Source organism: Niallia sp. FSL R7-0271, from assembly GCF_038005785.1.
Lineage (GTDB): Bacteria > Bacillota > Bacilli > Bacillales > Cytobacillaceae > Niallia.
In genome coordinates this window covers 61,581-80,038 of record NZ_JBBOTZ010000003.1, presented here as the reverse complement: position 1 = coordinate 80,038, position 18,458 = coordinate 61,581, and the positions used below count along the sequence as shown (strand labels likewise).

Sequence of the window (18,458 nt, the reverse complement as noted above, 5' to 3'; positions counted from 1 at the left end):
CATCTATTAATAACTGTCCTTCCATAGCAGAATCTCCTGCGTTAATAATTCTTTAATAGATGAATATTTTAGAAATTTACGAAACGTTTGTAAGGAACGAGCTTTACTAGGAATAACCTTTAATTTAAATGGACTAGGGACGATTGGTAAGTTCTTAATATCCCATGACTTAAGTGATTCATCATAGTCTCCAGGGCTATAAAGTTCTAAAATATGGCCAATTGCAGATATAAAGACAGCTGAATCAGGAAACGTCTTACATGCCTCCACTATAATATGATCACCCATCTTTTTATGTGGAAAGGGTGCTACTAATTGGCTCATCTGAATAGGTTTTTCACAGCAAACTAATACTTTTCCCATTAAAATTTCTAGCCTCTTTTCTAGTTAACTTTCTCATTATTCTAGGCCGCAGCAAGGGTATTTACATATGGTAAACAAGCTTGGATGGCACCACTAGCTCCTCTCCCTTTATGAAAAATCATTTCCTTGTCATACTCCTTACATAGTTCCTTCACAATATCCATGCTCACATGTCCTAAAGCACCAATCATCATTACTACACAATCAGCCTTTTTAATAATGTTTCGGAATTCTTTTTTGTTTCCTCCGTTACGGCATTTTCCGTTATGGAATAAAACCTTTAAGTCGTAATTCTTGCCAATTTTTTTATACGTTAATTCTTGAGTTCCACCAAAGATAGCTATTGTTTTATTCATCATTATTCAACTCCTATTAATATAATGTATATTACACCAAATGTATTACTTATTCTGATATTAACATAACACAAATTACACTGATTGTATATGATGAATAGTATTATATTTTAATTAAATTTACACCAAATGTATCAACTTTCGATTTTAGTGTTGTAATACTGGTTATACTGATGCAAGATAGAGGCTCCTACATCTGGATGAACAAAGTACTCGTTATTTTCTAGTATGTCTTCTATAGCTTGTTTCATTTCTGATGCATTCATTTTCTTAGAGAGAAACCCTGTAAACATGTGAAGATCTTCGGGGAGTTCAGGACTATCCTTAATTATCACTAATTTTGCGCCATCTCTTTTTTTATTCTCCAGCTGGCGTATAGTAGCAACCTCTTTTAAATGAGTCGATGTCACAACAATTAATCTTGGTGATACTTCGCTAGCTTCAAGATTGTGTTGTGATATGACAGAGTATTTTGCTCCAAACATAATATCCATAACATCCTTTAAGCCGCTCTCGAAACTAATACCACTACCGCCTACTACACAGATATCCGCAGTCATAGAATTCTCCTTTTAAACAAAAAAAGACCCTTTTCCAAAAAAACACATCGATAATGTGCTTTAATGAAAAAGGGTCCTTCCCTTGATTTATATTTTTTAATTTCATTATAAATGAACAACAATGCCATATCAATAGCTTCGTTTCCAATTATGAGGTCTTGGATAACGCATGTCGGAGACATTACCATTAATAAGAAGGGCATATTGACCATATCCATCCTCATCTACTACCCAGGCTATTCTGGACGCTAGACCCAATGAAGATTTATGATCATGAAGTGGGATTTGCGATTTATATACGGAATCGTGCCAACCTTTTACTACCTCTTCGAGATTTTTAACCACAGATAATTTGCATGATGATTTATTGATAACCCAACAACCATAGTTTCCACATGGTGCCACAAACCAAGAAGCATCTGTTCTTCTAGAAGGGAAGTCTGGTTCCAAAGGATAATTAGATATATCCAGTATCTCTTTCTGTCCCAGTAACTCTTTAAACATAGAGTCACTCTCTTCATCTGCTGCTGAACTTATATCTTCCTGCAATCTAAAATCCTTCGGTCCCTCATAATTCTCGTCAGGTATAATTTTACCGAAAAACTGAGTGCATCTTAAAACTTCATATGTACTGTCTACATTCACATTTGCTTTTATAGAGCAGCTCTCTGTGATCTCATCAAAATACTCACAGGAATTTCTACAAGTTAATTTTTCATCTGCAACTTCTTGGTTCGTTGTTTTGTTATTTACAATTAATTTTAACAATGTTATCACCTATTCTATTATTGGAATTTACGCTGCTCCAAATACTATCGGCATAATGCTTGTTAACAGGAGTAGTAAGGTAGCAACTACCCATAATCGTTTGCTCCACCGGCCAAACTCTGGATGTTTTAGAAATTTAAAGAAAAGAAACATTGCAAATCCAATTAAAACCATCCCTAAAACAGTAAAATAACCAGTTGTTCGAATTAAACGAATCATATCCGATGCAATCAGTGTAACATTTGTGCTATTAATTGTAAATAAGAGGATTAGAAATAACCTAATTAAAAAGAATGCAATAGGAACCCATATAAGCAGACCAGTTGATCCTTTCATGACCTGACCTGTTTTAGTGATGATAGAATAACCTAACCTTACAACTCCGAATAAAAACATTAAAACAAAAATTGCAGAGAAGAGGAAAGAAACTGTAGGAGCGTAAGAATTGATATTAGAAGTCCAGTTTACTACGTCCTCACTGAATGTTGACCCTTGATTAAAATTAATAGGGCTTGCTAATGCTTGAATAGGAAATGTAACAGCAGCAAGTAATAATATGAGAAAAGATATACTGTGCTTTCTGAGATTCATTTTAGTACCCCTTTTTATTCTTTTGAAATCTGAAGGAAGTAGTAGATTCATAGGAGATATTTGCCATACGACCATTAGCCACTTGCAAATGTTCTACGTACTTGTAATCTTCTTTTCCATAATCAATTATCTTGTCTACTGTAGCCATCCATTGATTCATGCATTGAATATTAATTCCTGGATTATCCCTGAGATGAGGAACTATTTTTTTGCCTTCAATCTCCATAATAAAGTCAATTTTATTAACCATATGGTTAGTACCATAAAAAACAACTTCTTTAACAAAGGATTGAAACTTAACTACCCTTCTAAATGGATTATATAGGGCCTCAAGGACTCTTTGCTTGCTTCTATTGCCTTCAACAGGCACAGTGACAGATACTACAAGTCTTACCTTGTTATGCTCCATGTCCCCTTCAGGCAATACCTTTAGATTTGCCGTAAAATTGATATTCAATGCTTCGCACAATGGAGAGATCCAGTTAAAGTCTGCGAACACTAGATTATCTTCTATTGCTTCATAGTATTCTTCTGTTTGATTAATACCTTGGATTCCTTTCCCATCCAATAATAAAGATTGCTCTCGAGCTAAATATCTAAAATGAAAACTATTAAGATTATACTTTTTCTCCCTTAGTACATTTATGATGGTGTTAATATCTTCTTCCGTTAATCTTGGTTGAATAGTCATTACAACTATCCCCTTTCGTTTTTATTGCAGCGTTCGTGCTTACCCTATACATTATAGACATTTAAATAATTCCATTTTGTCGATATTTGTCGATTACAAGTATCTTTTGACTCATATTTTTATATCGTAATAATTCTTTAGACTTATTTTTTTGTATCGTTTCAACTTTAGGGTAATAGGTATTTTCACTTGTGAACATCTGCTCCAAATAAACATTATCTATATTTACTTGGAGCAGAAGGTGACCGCGAAGGTCACTTTCAAAATGTTATATAGCATTAGAATAGCTATTGTTGTAGTCTATCTCTTCGTCTGGAATAAGGTAGTCCTCCGTAATAGCTGATTCTAAAATAGTAATATTTAATACTTCCACTCTCTTAGCCTTCCGGACAACATCCACTGCTAGCAAGTCACCTCGCTTTAACCTCAAGGCATCTTGTCCAACATTTATCCAAGTACGATGTCCATCAGATATATGTAAATATTCTTCTTCAGTACCAATGATTGATACAACCCACTGTTGTTCACCTTCTAAACTGTCGCCGATTTTTGCTGTTGCTAATTTTTCAAAATCAAAGGTGGTTAATTCATTAGAGTTGCTACAATCAATGTCATAGTCAGACAAGCTGATACAATCCTGATCTATAATAAAATCTAACTCGTTACTAACTTCCTCCGAAGCCAATTGTACTGGCTCTAAACTAGTAAGCTCCAATTGCAATTCCTCCAGCAAAGCTTCTGCATCAGAATTCAAATTAGATTGTACTATCGTTTCAGTTGTAATTAGTGGTTCTTCTTTTATTGAAATATTTCCTGAGTGCATTGGAGAAATGGTATCAATAGAAACCTCTTCTGGCTCAAAACAATAAAACTCTTTAGGATACAATTCATTTTGTAAATAATAATTCTTCATTCTTAAATCCGTACAATACACAAAGAATATATTTTCGATTAAGTAATACAGGCATACAAGCCAGTCCATCGTTATTGTAAATGTCATTCCTTTTCCTCCTCCAGATTAGAAAAGTTCAAACGCTAACTGTCCACTGACAACAGCATTTCTCTTCTTTTTGGTTTTAATTATTTCATCACTCGTTATCTCAAATAGTGATATTTGTTCGGATTCCTTATTTATTGCAGATTCTTTTCTTTCAACCTTTGTTAGATAACCAACTATCTCTCCATCCGCAACACAATCAATACCAAATGCTTCGACTAAGTCAACTTCCAGCACCTGTTCATTAAATCTAAATCCAACGATTTTGCCAGTCTCGATATTCGCAGATATACTTTCTGCCTTTCTAGTTAAAACATTTTTAGAAGAGGCAGCTCCAATATAGGAATTAACCCAAGCGATAAACTGTTCGGATTTAGATAATGGTTTTTGTTTTTGTTTACTCTTTCCGATATTCGCTAAAATTTCCCTCGCTCTATCAGAAGCCTCAGCAACCCATTCCTCTGTGCTACCTTTTAAAACAGTCCCTTTTTTTATGGATTGAATCAGCATAGATTGCAAATCACCGGTATCTCCTAACATAGCGTTTAATCCATCGCTAGATACATCTCCATTAATGGCTCCAGCTGCTTTATTCTTCATAGCAATTAATGTTGCCATTTGTTCCTGATAAGTGTCCTTATAGGCAATGTAATAAAGTCGGCATTCCTCTGTTTGACCAATTCTCCAAGCTCTTTTAGCTGCCTGGTTAATGGTGAACAATGACCAACTAAATTGATAAAAGATTAATGTTGGAGTGCACAGTAGTCGGGTAGGTCGGAGATGTTACCACCTCTTTCCCCCCTAAGAACCGTACTTGTACCTTTCAGCACATACGGCTCAAGCCATCTGTCGTCCTTTCCAACTTAATAACGAAACTTTTTGAATGCTTTCTTCATAAGATTAATAGCCTTTTTGGTTTTCACATCTCTAACACCATTACTTTCTAGGTAACTTACGACTCTAGGTAATTTCTTACCTTCCCCGTATTTCTCTAGTAATACATGGTGTGTTTTATGACATGATTTATGTAGTAGTTCAAAGTTGTCATAACTATCAACTCCACCAATTACTACAGGCACAATATGATTGCTTTCAATCAGTTCTGTCCCCTGTAAGGATTCACCACAAATTCTACATTTGTATTTACTCTTTTTCGCAAGTTTTCTCTTGGCATTAGTATTTTCCCTATCAAAAAATTTCTCGTCACGTTTATCAAAGTAAGCTTTAAGCGTTGCATCAAATGGACTATTATACTGTTTGATTTTCACGTGTCTTTCAATCTTAGTCCAACTCATACGAATAAGTTGTTTACTGTTTTCTTTTGGACACGTGAGAAGCCATTTGTCTTTGCTAACGCCTGTAATGTCTGGCTTAAAGTACATTTTCATCAGTTTTCTAAATGAAGTTCTATGATGTCTGTGTTTAAGGTAAATGATTACTTTTCCATTGACATAAGAATCAATATCTCTGAAAATCGATTTGGCTACCGTTGGTGACCAATAATTAGCAACCCCTTGTAATACACGATTTAGTTTTTCAATTAGATGGACTGTTTCTCTGCCTTTTCCCCAGTCAAACACTTCGTTAATTTTCTTTTTAGCGTTTTTAACACTTTCAAGAGATGGTTTAATAAACAATTTATCTCCATCCTTAGTTGGGTATTGTCTAAAGTTAAATCCAAGGAAGTCGAATCCTTCATTAATATGAACAACTCTTATTTTCTCTTCCGCTAACTTCAAACCCCTTCTGTCTAGATATGGTTGTAATTTTTCATACATTCCACGGGCTTGTTCTTCCGTAGGACATACAATGACAAAATCATCTGCATATCTAACAACACCTACTGACGACTGATATAATGTGTATCCTTGTCTTGTAGTATTAAAGTATCTTACTCCAATTTCGTCTTCCATCCCATGTAGTGCTATGTTCGCTAACAATGGTGAGATAATTCCACCTTGTGGTGTTCCTTTATCTGTTTTATGGAATGTATCATTATCAATGTATCCACTTTTCAGCCATGCTTTTACTATGTCATTATGTGGGAAGTTATTAATTCTCCCCATAATAAACTCGTGGTTTAAATTGTCAAAACACCCTTCAAAGTCACCTTCAAAAATCCATCCCTTAGCGCTTCCTCTACTTAATTTCAAGAATAAATCGCTCATAGCGTCATGTGCACTACGTTTAGGTCTGAACCCATAGGATGTCATTTCGAATTTTACTTCCCACTGTGGCTCTAAGGCATTTTTGAAAATATTTTGATACACCCTATCAACAATTACTGGAATACCTAACGGACGTTTTTTCCCTTTCTTTTTGGGGATATATGTTCTTTTAGCCGGTTTGACCTTAATATTTCTTGTACTGTACATTTTAAGTTTGTTGTATAATTCAACTCGCTCTTGCGGAGTATTTGAAATATATCCGTCTATACCAGCTGTCCTTTTGCCTTTATTTTCTTGCGTTACTCGTTTAATACTTAATAGTAGGTTTGCTTTACTTCTTAGTAGAAGTCTTTGTAATTTCCTTACTTTTCTTGTTTGTTTAAGTTGTTCGGCACGATAAATTCGTTGTTGAAGTTTCCTTACATAGCGATTAACTTTCGCCCAATTAATTGAGTGCCAGTTATCCACCAGTGGGGAAACAGCCGACGCAACGTACTCGTTGGTTTTCATAACATATCTCCCTCTCTTTAAGGATTATTCTTTCCGCTTTCTATTCGTGTTGATGACCACATGGAAGTCTGCAATCTTTCGATTTGGGTATTTCCCTATTCGACGGCTTATACAAATGAGTTTTAACCTTAACTTTCGTTATGTCGACATTCGCTTTCTCCATGTTCCTTTACCCTCTACATATTGTAGTTTCCTTACGGTCACCCTACCTCATATGAGAGGAATGTATAGGGCTTACCAAGTTTCACTAATAATAGATACATTAGGTTAGGCATCCTTCTTTACTCCGGTGGATTTATGGGTCATTTCGCAGTTCCTCGACCGTAGAACTTTTCCTATCCACATCTACAAGCTTTTTCAATCACAGTACGCTTGTTGTTGGTAACGAAGACTACAAAGATTCAGCTTACGCTTATACCTTCCTAACTTTCCCTAGCTCTTTTGGAATTCTGTGTAAATTCCTCATTAAGCATTTAACCCTCATGCAACCCAACAATTCGATTACTCGAAAAGCAGTTTCGGGCGGGAACGTCCTTAATGACTAAGACGGCTTCCTATGGAAACACTATCATTTAGCAACTTCTTGTCGCACAATCCAAACCAACTTTCACTAATTCCTGTGAAACGATACAGACATCGTATCCTTCTTTATCTATTTTCTTCTTCAGCCATTCGCTCCGCTTATTTGTACTAGTTGAAGAGGTATCTAGAATACATACCTTTGCACCTATTTGTTCCAAGATATGTTTTAATCTTGGTCGAACATCTCTTCCTTCCACACTTGAACCAGTATCGCGGACATAAACGATTGATTTTCTTCCTTCCTCCATTTCACCTTTGATAATCTCCTGCAGTTTCTTTTCCTTATTGAGAATGCGATCTTCTGGAAATCTTTCAGGTGACCAGATGAGCTCTCTATCCCCTTCTTCAGTTTTTATGGAGAAGTCTGGGTAAGAAAAAGGATTATCAGGATAAGCTATACCTGTTTGTGTTAAAGGTAGATATAACTTATATCCATCCTCTCTTTGGTCTATAGCAGTCTCGAAGGTATTTACCATATTCCGATAATGACTGTGGAGGTCCTTATCTAAATCCACCATAATAGTCGGTACATTAATTAGCTCTACAGGATCAGGCCATACATCAACTAACCGAACTAAAACGGAATTTTGAACCAAAAACTTAGAGAAAACAAATGGACTAATTCCTGGAAGGATTTTTTCTGTCCTTTTTGTTCCGCCTCTGGATTGTTTATTTGTATACTCTGTTTCTGACTCTTGATTATAGGTAGTGGTTTCTATTACGCCATATTCTTCATTCCACTTTCTTACTTCAGAATACTTATAACCGTTTTCCACCATAAGACTTGGAAAGAGTCGAAACATCGTGTAATAAATATCTTCCGCCTTCCCACCGAATAATGTTCCCGTACCGCCAACTACCTTTTTACTAACAGCTGCTAAACTACCTAAGCTATTTCCTTGGGCAGACGCACCAGATTTCAATAGCGATAGGTAACTCTTTGAAGTTATCTCCGAGTTTTCCCCCGCTCCACACCGTACGTGAATCTTTCAATTCATACGGCGTTCTATCTAATTACGTAACAATTAATTTTTCAAGTTTACAGAGGGTTCTTAATTTGTTTAATTTCTTAATTTCAGTGAAACTAAGACTAAAAACATTCAAGTATTTCTCGATAGTTTCTTTTTTAGTGGCATGAATCAATTTATGGATGTCTTTATGAACAACGACTAGGTTTTTAAATTCATCTGTACCGCCTAGAGAAACAGGTTTCTTATGATGGCAATGTACGTCTTCAGCCATTAGGGGCTTTTTAGTAATTGCACATAGACCCCTTTGCATAGAGTAGACTGATAGTCTGTTATCCATGTATTCTAGTGAACGGTTGATGATTCGGGATTTCATTAATTTAATAATTTGCTTGTCCCAAACAAAGTGGTCTTCATTATCGTAGGGATTTAAAGATTGCGAGTAGTTAAAATTAGAAGTTGTTCTAACTTCCCCGATAGGAAAGAGTGCATCTCTTCCCCCAATCATAAAAACCTTTCGCTTTCCGCTATAAAACTTGAAGTAAGTTGCCTTCTTGCTTAAGTGTAGCGGGTATCCATATCTTGTTATCTTGCGTAATCGAGACTTGAGAGTTCTTAAGAGCCGGTATTCTATATCCTTAAAATCGATAACAACGTGTGTGGCATACTTAAAGAATTGATGTACACCTAACACGGTTGAGTTGTATAACCTCACATTTTCGGGATTAGGCTGTTTTTGTAATATTTTTATTCTCTCTTTAAGAGTTTCTTTGATTTGTTTTTTCTTCTTATCAGACACATTAGTTTTAGCCACTATCTTTTTGCCTTTTGGTATAGCTCTGATTTTAAATCCAAGGAATTCTGAACTGTGTTTTCGAAGGTTTATTACTTTAGACTTTTCTGGAGATATATCCAGTTTTAGTCTATCTTTGAGATAGCCTTTAATAGCATGAAACCATTTCCATGCTGTCTTATAATCTCGAGCCATAACTCTAAAATCATCAGCATATCTAACTATGAATCCTTCTTTTAGTTCCGATGTCCTTCTAAGATTGGTGATTTTAACATCATTTCCTGCATATGTGTGCCTAGTTTTAAAGGAGTCCCATTGGTCTGAGACCCAATTATCGAGGTCATTAAGAACTACATTCGATAATAATGGTGAGAGGATTCCCCCTTGGGGTACTCCTTTTATTGGTATACCTTCTCCTTTTATTGGTGCCTTTAGCATTTTCCTAATAATAGCTAAAACCCGTTTATCTCTTATACCTATGTTCCATAGCTGTTTGATTAACAAGTTATGATTAACATGGTCAAAGAATCCTTTAATATCAATGTCCACTGTGTAGTGAAGTTTATTAATATTTATTAAGGTTTGTACTCTGGCAAGAGCGTGTCGAGTTGTCCTTAAAGGTCTGAAACCATATGAGTGATTGTAGAACTTTCCTTCACAAATTGGTTCAAGTACCTGTAAAAACATTTGCTGAATTAGTCTATCTCTTATTGTTGGAATACCTAATGGCCGTTGTTTGCCATTTTGTTTAGGAATCCATACTCTTCGGACTGCTTTCGGCTTATACTGAGAAACAATTCCCCTTATATTTCCAATAAAGGTTTGCTGGTCAGTCTCTGCTATATGCATAATGTTGTATCCATCAGTACCTTTTGTTTTAGAACCAGTGTTACTTTTGATGGTTCTGTAGGCTAATAAGATATTCTCATCTGATAGTATTTTTTCTAAAAGATTCTTAAAGTTGTTTTTGCCTCTTTTGCTTTGTTGATAAAGATTGTTCTGTATTTCAACAAAGTTATAATACTGTTTATGTCTTCCACCCTTTGCGCTCATAGGTGCAAATATCAACTCCGACATTATACTCACCTTCATACCCGAATTATGAGCCTCAACGTTTACTCAGTTAATTGTTGTTTCATTAGACTTAGGGCTATCCCTCCATTATGTTTCCATAACTTCAACGGTACTGTGCCCTTACTTTCACAACAATAAATGCATTTCGGTTTAAAAAAACCTTATAGCAACCTCCCCGTTGGTAGACGTTTGATAGGAGTTTGTTGCTTACCACGTTCCGATAAATCTTGCTTTGCATATAACTTTAGGTGTTTACTTTGAACCTGTAAGCCTTATGATCTCGTTGCTGACCATCCCGATTTTCATAACGAACAATCTTACTCATCGGTATCTTACCCCGCTGCTGCGGTGCGAAGAGTTTCCTCTAAGCTAATACTCTAGGCTCTTTCATTCGTAAATTCGTCAGTTTCACCCGAAACATTCTCACCATAGTTACTTTTTAGCGCCCCGACCTATCTCCAACCGTATCCAATTAGGACTTAGGTTAAATTCAGCCGTCTTCACCTAGCTTCATACATATAACTTCTACCGATTAAATGCATGTAGGAGTATTAGGCAACTGGTTTCAGCTCAGCTTGAAGGCTTTCATTCCCAGTTTTGATTTATCAGTTGTACTTAACCATGTTAAGCCACCCATTTCATAGCATTAATTGCTATTTATTGGGTAACGTGTCGCACATTCATGTATTTCATCAACTAACGCAATGTCAAAGAAATTGTTCATCTTTCTTCGAATATATTCGATAGTAGCTAGTCTTCTAGGGCTCCCTTGCTTCTTAGGAATATCATCCTGAGAGATTTGAATATGCTTCGCTAATCGCTCATTACCATCTTTTAAAGCATGAGACAATTCTCTTTCATGCTTTGCCCATTCTTTAAAGGAGGAATATCGAGTTGGAGCTGATTTAGCCCATAAGCTTTCACCACATTCACTACAGAAAGCATTTGCTGGCTTTTGAGCGTTATGTAGGCGTCTGCTTGTGCCAAATTCATCTTCATCCATTGTCCGTTTATCAAAAATCTCAATTTCTTCTCCATTCGCATTGGTTTCCATTCGTGAAGATTCTATTACTTGGTGTGCCTTTCCACAGCTTGAACAATAAAATCCATACCGATAAGGAACCATATTCTCTAGTTTTTGGTTACTTGTTTTCTTATAGGTGAAAGAAACAGCTGGAACAATTGCACTATCACCTCGCATGGTAGTAAAGGAAATAACAAAGAATACAGGTTTTTCTGGTTTCTTTCTCCCTGCCTTAGTCCACTCAGCGTGATATTGTATAATCTGTTCTGTTTTTTCAATCACTCTCACATCTGCATGAGGGATAATTTCTTTTATTTCTTCTGGCCATTTCTTCGTTAAAGATGGCGGACACATTAGCGCAGCATGAAATCCTTTCTTATTGCTCATACCAGCTAGTACGTCAGCAATTGCTGTCATTAATGTTGTTTTTCCTGTAGACATCTCACCTTGGATAAGTACTGCCTTATTCTTCTTTAACTTTTTAGCTACTGCGGTAGTAACATGGGCTTGGACCGGAAATAGCTCTCTTTTATAGGTTTCTATCCTAGAATCAATTGGATCCACTAAGGGATTGTGAATAGGAGTTACCTCTTCACTTACCTTGTTAATCATGTCATTTATATGTGCCTGCATATAGCTAGTGAGATCCGTAATTTCTTCTATACTCTTTCCACTTCCCTCTTTAGGAAATAGAAGTTTCTTGGACGTAATTAACTCAGAAATCAAATTATCCGCATCTTCTTCTGTAAGGTTTAATTTATATAGATATAATCCGTCAGGAAATAAATTGGAATCACAATACAGCTCAACTTTTTCCAGCACTTGGCGGCTTATAAATTCTTTATAAATGACATCCTTCCATTCCGGTAAAATGTGTAATCCATATTTACCTCCTCCTAATACTTGCCGTAGATCTTCTGATGGTTCACCATCAAAAGAAAGGATATACTCATTGTTTCCTAGCAACTCATCATGTACGATAGCAATTGCTTTGCGGTTTTGGTTAATAGTAATAGGGAATTTTTCATACTTTCCTTTTTCAGAGAACAAACGCAATTCTTTATGGAATTTGTAATCAGTTAATCCCTTTATTCCATATCCAAATGACAGCCCACCACTACCAGTATCAATTGCTGCTTTCATCGATTGCATAGTAGAATCATTCCCTGCAATGATTGTCATAAGGAGTTTAGCCCCTTGATAATCATTTTCAGGCGGTTCAACTGCTAATGCATAGCAGAAAGCTGATTGCCAGGCTTGTTCTAAATAGATCTCCAGCATTTTAGGATGTTCGTTTGATTCCTGTATTTTTGTCCACTCTATTTTTTCAGTCATTATGCTTCCTACCAAATTCTGATTGAATAGGAAAGCTGTAAGGCTCCCTATCTCAATCAAATGAGGTAGGGACACCTCCCTTTTATTTCTTTTCTAAATAGCTTTTGAAACTATCAATTACTAGTTTTCTTGCCTCTTCAAAATTACCTTCACAATATGTAGTAAATGTATGAGTAGCTTTTTTTGTATGAATACGAAACCAATAATATTGGTTCATAAAGCCCTGAAATTCCAAATAAAAGCGAATACTCTTATATTCCTCAAGTTGTAGGGAATTTGTTTGGACCATAATGTAATACCTGACCTTTATAAAACTCTAATTTTTTCTCACAGCTATTAGCCATGCTTATCATCCTCTCTCTTGTTTGCTTATATAAAAAGAAACTAGGAAACTCCCAATCTCTGTTTTAACCACCTTCATCAATTTCCATAAACGCAAAAAAGCCTTTGAAGTCAATGATAGAAAACAGCTAGATTTCAGCTATTCTTATTCATCAACCACAAAGGCTGTACGTTAATATATGCCAGCTAATCCTAAAAACGGATTGCAAAAAAAAACAAAATGTAAAATTATTATATGGGTATTATATCCTGTTTAAAAGAATTGGACAAGTTTCTTTTCGGATTAATTTCACCTACGATTTTACTATATATAATAATTAAATATATTGTTTTTATTACCCTTGTATTTATTCTGGTTAAAAATTTTTTAAGGACACCTAAAAAAATTTTTAACCTATCATACCTTAAAAATTCTTTAATCTATGAAATGATGTTAAATATATACCTTAAAAATTTTTTAACCTATGAAAATTAATACTTTAAAAATTTATTAACCTATACCTTAAAAAATTTTTAAGGCAAGGTAAAAAAAATTTTAACCCTGCCTTAAAAATTTTTATCAATTAGTGATTTTATAACAGATTATACTTACTACTTATAATCATAAGTTATAACCATGCTATATTCCCTTGGTTTATTGATTTTCATTTGTTACTCAAAACTATTAAGTTATGACACTTATAAATAAAAATATCAAGCAGAATTTGACTCTGCTTGATATTCATTTATCTTTTGTTTTAATGATGATTGTTTCAAATAATGAATGTAAAAGTTCAGTTTCGTTTTCTTTCAGATTTCCGAATATATCGACTATTGCGATAATTCCTTTTAATGCTGAAGTTATATCTGTTTTTTTAACTTTTTTCAGAAAGGCTAGGATAATGTTTAAGTCATCCTCCGATATGTTATTCAAAATAGTAAGAATTTGCAGTCGGTTAGCATCACTAATTTGATTATTCCCGAAATTTTCTCCAGGTAGAACATCTATAAGAGTTACCCCTAATGATTCACAAATTTTAATTAATAATTGAATAGTAACTGTGACAACACCATTCTCAATTTTACTTATATTCCCCTGGGACGTTCCAGACAATTCAGCAAGTTGGGTTGTAGTCATATTAATTGCTTTTCTGTATGAATATATTTTATTACCTAATTCCCTATTAAAGTCATTCATAACTTTATCCTCACATTTATATTCTAAAAATCAATAATATCAAATTGTATTTAAATACTGCAACTGAGGAGGTGTTTTATAGTTTAAAAGATAAGTACATTAAAATACCTGCTGATACTGGGAATATCTTCTTAAACTAATGCCCCCGTTTCTTTAAGTACATTCCTTCACAAACTCGCCCTTTTAGAGTTACTATATTTCAGGAAGACTCCCCTGTTTCTTCAATAAGATTTTTAACAGATATAGAGCCACTATAGTCCCAGTAGAAATAAAGGCATTAATCCTATTGGATTAATGCCTCAAGATACTTATATACAAACTTGTTGTTAACCAAGTATATATTAGAAAAACAATTATAAATAATCTGCTACCTTCTCCACTTCAAATAGACCACTTTCATTTAAAAACTGATTAAGTAAATGAAGATGTCCTGAACCGTATAAAACAAAAATTCTTTCAACATCCGAGTCAATCAGTTCAACCAAGTTTTTATATATGATTAAATTCCTATAATACCAATACTTAGCTGTCCACATAGCACCCACAGGATTGCTTTTATTACCAACTAGAGCAAGATTCATATAAAATCTTTGGTTTTGTTTGTTGAAATCATTATGATTAAGATATAATAATAAATCCCTTATTGAATGATTACTCAACAGATCTTGAATTTTTGCAACTGTGTCTTCCATTTCCTTTATATTTTTATTATATTTATCTGAACTGTGTTCCTTAGTCCATAATTCTATATCTGGAATATCTGGGTCTGGATTATTCCAATCAACACAAAATACTTGCTTGTGATTCATTTCTTTAGCTAATCGGAAACCAATTTGATGATACTCAGTTCTAGTTAAGGCGTAGTTCCCAAGTAGAAAGTCTTGATAAGTTTCATTTATATATCCACTATCTTCTGGTAAAATTTCTAATGAAATCTTTGTTGGTTTGAATGCCTTTAAAGAATCTACCACACCTTTTATTTCTATTTGCTTTTGTTCGCTCAAAATGTCATCCGTTTTTATTTTAAATAAATCTCCATTATCCGGATTACTTAAATGTGTAGTTCCAAGAACAAGAATTCTCGGTTTTCGCATTAATTTTTCCCCTCCATTCCATTTACCAATTAAGACATTCTACACTCTTCCATAATTATCCTGTTTAAATCATTGTTAAACTATACTTCCTCGATTGTTCTACAAACAAAAATAAACTAAAATAAAAACATAAATCGTAATTTAAGTAAGAAAAATCATTCTAAGGAGTAATGGAATGGCCTCAATTGAAAGAAAGAAAATGGATAATGCTTTAAAACAAGTAGTAATCCCAATCCTAAGAGAACAAGATTTCAAGGGATCACTTCCACATTTCAGAAGAATAAATTATGCCAATCCAAATCATTCTTGTTATCCGCATCGGGATAAGCATATTCATAACTATAAATCTTAAACGAAGACATTCCATCTTGTGAGCATAATTCAGCACATGGAAATTTTAAAAAATATGTATCTTTCATCATACACCTACTTTCTAAAATAAGATTAACATTTTAAGTTCCTAAGAAAAAGTTGCAATAGAAAATAAAAGGCGTATTTTATATGCTTTTAAAATATTCTTCTTAGACTAAACTGCCTTTTTAGTACCACAAGAAATCCTCAGTAACCATTAAGTTATGCCACTCATAATACAAATAAAATGCCAATTATAATAATTGGCATCAAGAATTTTCTTCCGTGTAATGTTTGTACAATTTTAATTGTTCCTCACTAAGACTTTTCCTCTGTTCAGGATCTCTATTTTTTTCAATAAAAGCACTTAACTTTTGATTTCTTGATGCAGCATATTCAAGAAAGTGTTCTTCACAATACCAATTCATTTCTGTCCTCTTCCAATTCTTTAAGGGACGGCTACCCCTTAATTGACAATGATTCACTTCGCATTTTTTATTAAGAAAATGTTTATCTATATTCACGTATACTCCCCCCCTCATCACAGATGCCTATGCATATCGCTATAAGGCAGCCGTTATTATGTTTACTAGAGCTATTTTAAGACCACCCATTTTTATTAGAGAAGGTTTCATAGTCATAAGTAGCATTAAAAATAAATTCCTTACCTTTCTTTTCTTCATATGCTGCACTTGTTACATCTAATAGCTCTTCAAGAAACTCATTCTTCGGCATTAATTTAGGATTATCTAATATTACATTATATATTTTTTCTCCTCTGCTAACAGCAGCGCACCTCGCATAAAGGAATAAATCTACGGAGAAAGTATTTGGTTTCTCTTCCCGAAAGGAATGGTCACCAAAATAACATGCATGGTCTTTTGTATCAAGAAGATATAATTTAAAAGATAGTGTTTCTTCGAATAATTTGATTTCTTTCACCTTAAGTTTTGCCAATTCTGTTATTAGGAGTTGGATTCCTTCCTTTATCTGCTTTGTACCATTAATTAAAGACACAAGTGTCCAAAAATTCGAATCATTCATAAGATTCACTTCTTTATGTTTTTTAATATTTTCATCCATCATTTCTTTTTTTTCCAGCTCTTCTATCTCCTTTTCAAGTGCTTCTCTATCGTGAATATATCTCCATTCATCGAAAACATCATGCCCTACAAAACTCCATGATTCACTGAAAGTACTAGATCTACATTTTCTCTCTATATCAGTTAAAGGAATATTCCCTATAAAAATAAACCCTTTTGGTAATTCTCCACTTACCCATTTAATCGCAGGTAAATTATTATAAAAAAACCTATTATTTCTTAATGTTTCCTGTAAAAGTGGATTTGTAATTTCGGGTATACTAGTGTCTATATATGGGGTTGTCTTTACTAATGTATCTTTACCACTGATACTAATAATCTTAATTGCTGCAAAGAATTTATTTGGAAGTGGTACTGCATATATATCGCCTAATGTTAATTTCATATAGCTCCTTCTCTCGTTATTATTAAAAGCCCCAAATCATTAACAAATTCGTCATGTAAACTGCGGATATTAGGGGACCAATCAAAAAAGCTGCCTAAGCAGCCAAATAATATTTTCTCCCCCTTTATATTTGAACAAGAAAAAGTATTTTTAATCCGTTTGTGCAGAGTGATATTAACCCTCATCATCTCCAAATTCAATCTTCACACCAACAACCTCTTTAGAAAGGTTATATTTTACTTTCACCTCGTACATTCCGTCACCATATCCAGACATTGAAACCGCACCACTAGGAACAACTCCTCCTTGTGCATCAGAAGCAACCATATCACAACATGCAACATAATATTTTAATCCAACTTCGTCTATCTCTATGTCATTAATATTTTTCACTTCATAATTGATGGCATCATCGTTACCGAATACTGCAAGATCAAATATTCCAGCTTGTGCCGAGTCAACCCCAATTGGTTTATCACATTCATGCCATTTTCCACTTGATATCTTTTCTCCATAAAATACAAGGAGGCTTTCAACGACTTCTTCATCATTGTAATTAATACTTGCTGTCCATTTCCCATTTTTCCCATTAGAAAGTATGATTTGAAGGTCTTCTTCATCCTCCAGATAACTGGGATCGGTTACAAATAACTTTCCACTTTCTACTGTAAAAGTACCAACTGTTTTAGGCTTATTACTTACTTTCGGTACATACCAATCAATAAATTCGGTTAAAGTTGATGCTTTACAATCACTTAATCCAGTTTTATCACTCCAAATAAAGATTAGTTCCTGCATAAATCTCTTTCTAATACGGTAGCAAAGTTTATCACCATTGATATTTTCCCCTATACAAACTATATCACTTGGCATATTTGTCGGTCTGTTCTCTCGATTATGTTTTACAATATCAATTGATAGTACTGATTGATCCTTAGTTTGGATAGGGAATAAAGTCCAATCACCAAATTTTGCGCCATTTGTTTCTAAAAAGAGTTCTTTGTATTCCTCTGGAAACATAGCACCAATTTCTTTTTCTGCTTTTTTCAATTCAAGTAACGACACACCTGCCACTTTCGAACTTTGATTAACCATGTTTATTACTTTCTTCATTTCTTCCTCCATGATGCTTCCGGATAAATAACTATGAGTAATTTCGATTAATATTAGTAAAATCCTCTATTGAATCAATAAATATAGTTTTTTCTTATTAAACTAACCTGCCA

Annotated in this window: 18 protein-coding genes; 1 reads left to right on the top strand and 17 read right to left on the bottom strand. The window is 34.3% G+C overall.

Features of this window, described 5'->3' with window-relative positions; genetic code table 11:
- Positions 1 to 6: 6 nt before the first annotated feature.
- The 14 genes from MKX82_RS27725 to MKX82_RS27660 all read right to left on the bottom strand — a co-directional run bounded on the left by MKX82_RS27725 (position 7) and on the right by MKX82_RS27660 (position 15,393).
- Positions 7 to 363, bottom strand: a complete 357-nt coding sequence (locus MKX82_RS27725) for a hypothetical protein (RefSeq protein WP_341081828.1) — start codon at positions 361 to 363, stop codon at positions 7 to 9.
- Positions 364 to 404: 41 nt separating this feature from the next.
- Complete coding sequence (locus MKX82_RS27720) at positions 405 to 722, bottom strand: DUF2325 domain-containing protein (protein WP_341081827.1); 318 nt, start codon at positions 720 to 722, stop codon at positions 405 to 407.
- A gap of 131 nt (positions 723 to 853) precedes the next feature.
- A complete protein-coding gene (locus tag MKX82_RS27715; RefSeq protein ID WP_341081825.1) occupies positions 854 to 1,279 on the bottom strand; it encodes a hypothetical protein in 426 nt (141 codons plus the stop codon).
- Between the two features lie 129 nt (positions 1,280 to 1,408).
- Positions 1,409 to 2,047 (bottom strand): hypothetical protein, encoded by a 639-nt coding sequence (locus MKX82_RS27710; RefSeq protein WP_341081823.1) that lies wholly within the window; start codon positions 2,045 to 2,047, stop codon positions 1,409 to 1,411.
- Between the two features lie 27 nt (positions 2,048 to 2,074).
- Positions 2,075 to 2,638: a hypothetical protein gene (locus MKX82_RS27705; RefSeq protein ID WP_341081821.1), complete on the bottom strand. Its 564-nt coding sequence runs from the start codon at positions 2,636 to 2,638 to the stop codon at positions 2,075 to 2,077.
- A 1-nt stretch (position 2,639) separates the two neighbouring features.
- The gene (locus MKX82_RS27700; RefSeq protein ID WP_341081820.1) at positions 2,640 to 3,329 is read right to left on the bottom strand and encodes a hypothetical protein; all 690 of its coding nucleotides are present in this window, start codon (positions 3,327 to 3,329) and stop codon (positions 2,640 to 2,642) included.
- A gap of 268 nt (positions 3,330 to 3,597) precedes the next feature.
- Positions 3,598 to 4,329 carry a hypothetical protein gene (locus MKX82_RS27695; RefSeq protein WP_341081818.1) on the bottom strand — a complete coding sequence of 244 codons (732 nt, stop codon included), beginning with the start codon at positions 4,327 to 4,329 and terminating at the stop codon, positions 3,598 to 3,600.
- 18 nt (positions 4,330 to 4,347) lie between these two features.
- On the bottom strand, positions 4,348 to 4,926 hold the full coding sequence (locus tag MKX82_RS27690; RefSeq protein WP_341081816.1) for a hypothetical protein: 579 nt from the start codon (positions 4,924 to 4,926) through the stop codon (positions 4,348 to 4,350).
- A 263-nt stretch (positions 4,927 to 5,189) separates the two neighbouring features.
- Entirely contained in the window at positions 5,190 to 7,004 is a 1,815-nt protein-coding gene (gene ltrA, locus MKX82_RS27685) for a group II intron reverse transcriptase/maturase (protein ID WP_341081813.1), read from the bottom strand.
- A gap of 572 nt (positions 7,005 to 7,576) precedes the next feature.
- Positions 7,577 to 8,509 (bottom strand): hypothetical protein, encoded by a 933-nt coding sequence (locus MKX82_RS27680; RefSeq protein WP_341081810.1) that lies wholly within the window; start codon positions 8,507 to 8,509, stop codon positions 7,577 to 7,579.
- A 91-nt stretch (positions 8,510 to 8,600) separates the two neighbouring features.
- Positions 8,601 to 10,400: a group II intron reverse transcriptase/maturase gene (ltrA, locus tag MKX82_RS27675; RefSeq protein WP_341082232.1), complete on the bottom strand. Its 1,800-nt coding sequence runs from the start codon at positions 10,398 to 10,400 to the stop codon at positions 8,601 to 8,603.
- 667 nt (positions 10,401 to 11,067) lie between these two features.
- A complete protein-coding gene (locus MKX82_RS27670; RefSeq protein ID WP_341081807.1) occupies positions 11,068 to 12,780 on the bottom strand; it encodes a hypothetical protein in 1,713 nt (570 codons plus the stop codon).
- Positions 12,781 to 13,843: 1,063 nt separating this feature from the next.
- Positions 13,844 to 14,299 carry a helix-turn-helix domain-containing protein gene (locus MKX82_RS27665; protein WP_341081805.1) on the bottom strand — a complete coding sequence of 152 codons (456 nt, stop codon included), beginning with the start codon at positions 14,297 to 14,299 and terminating at the stop codon, positions 13,844 to 13,846.
- A 353-nt stretch (positions 14,300 to 14,652) separates the two neighbouring features.
- The gene (locus tag MKX82_RS27660; protein ID WP_341081804.1) at positions 14,653 to 15,393 is read right to left on the bottom strand and encodes a DUF5694 domain-containing protein; all 741 of its coding nucleotides are present in this window, start codon (positions 15,391 to 15,393) and stop codon (positions 14,653 to 14,655) included.
- A gap of 175 nt (positions 15,394 to 15,568) precedes the next feature.
- Here MKX82_RS27660 and MKX82_RS27655 point away from each other — a divergent pair, with 175 nt between their 5' ends.
- A complete protein-coding gene (locus MKX82_RS27655) occupies positions 15,569 to 15,745 on the top strand; it encodes a hypothetical protein (protein WP_341081802.1) in 177 nt (58 codons plus the stop codon).
- A 268-nt stretch (positions 15,746 to 16,013) separates the two neighbouring features.
- On the opposite strand, the gene MKX82_RS27650 is transcribed toward MKX82_RS27655, so the two are convergent.
- The 3 genes from MKX82_RS27650 to MKX82_RS27640 all read right to left on the bottom strand — a co-directional run bounded on the left by MKX82_RS27650 (position 16,014) and on the right by MKX82_RS27640 (position 18,345).
- Positions 16,014 to 16,268, bottom strand: coding sequence for a hypothetical protein (locus tag MKX82_RS27650; protein WP_341081801.1), 255 nt, complete (start codon positions 16,266 to 16,268; stop codon positions 16,014 to 16,016).
- A gap of 76 nt (positions 16,269 to 16,344) precedes the next feature.
- Positions 16,345 to 17,232 carry a DUF4240 domain-containing protein gene (locus MKX82_RS27645; RefSeq protein WP_341081799.1) on the bottom strand — a complete coding sequence of 296 codons (888 nt, stop codon included), beginning with the start codon at positions 17,230 to 17,232 and terminating at the stop codon, positions 16,345 to 16,347.
- Between the two features lie 174 nt (positions 17,233 to 17,406).
- Complete coding sequence (locus tag MKX82_RS27640) at positions 17,407 to 18,345, bottom strand: SMI1/KNR4 family protein (RefSeq protein ID WP_341081797.1); 939 nt, start codon at positions 18,343 to 18,345, stop codon at positions 17,407 to 17,409.
- Positions 18,346 to 18,458: the final 113 nt, after the last annotated feature.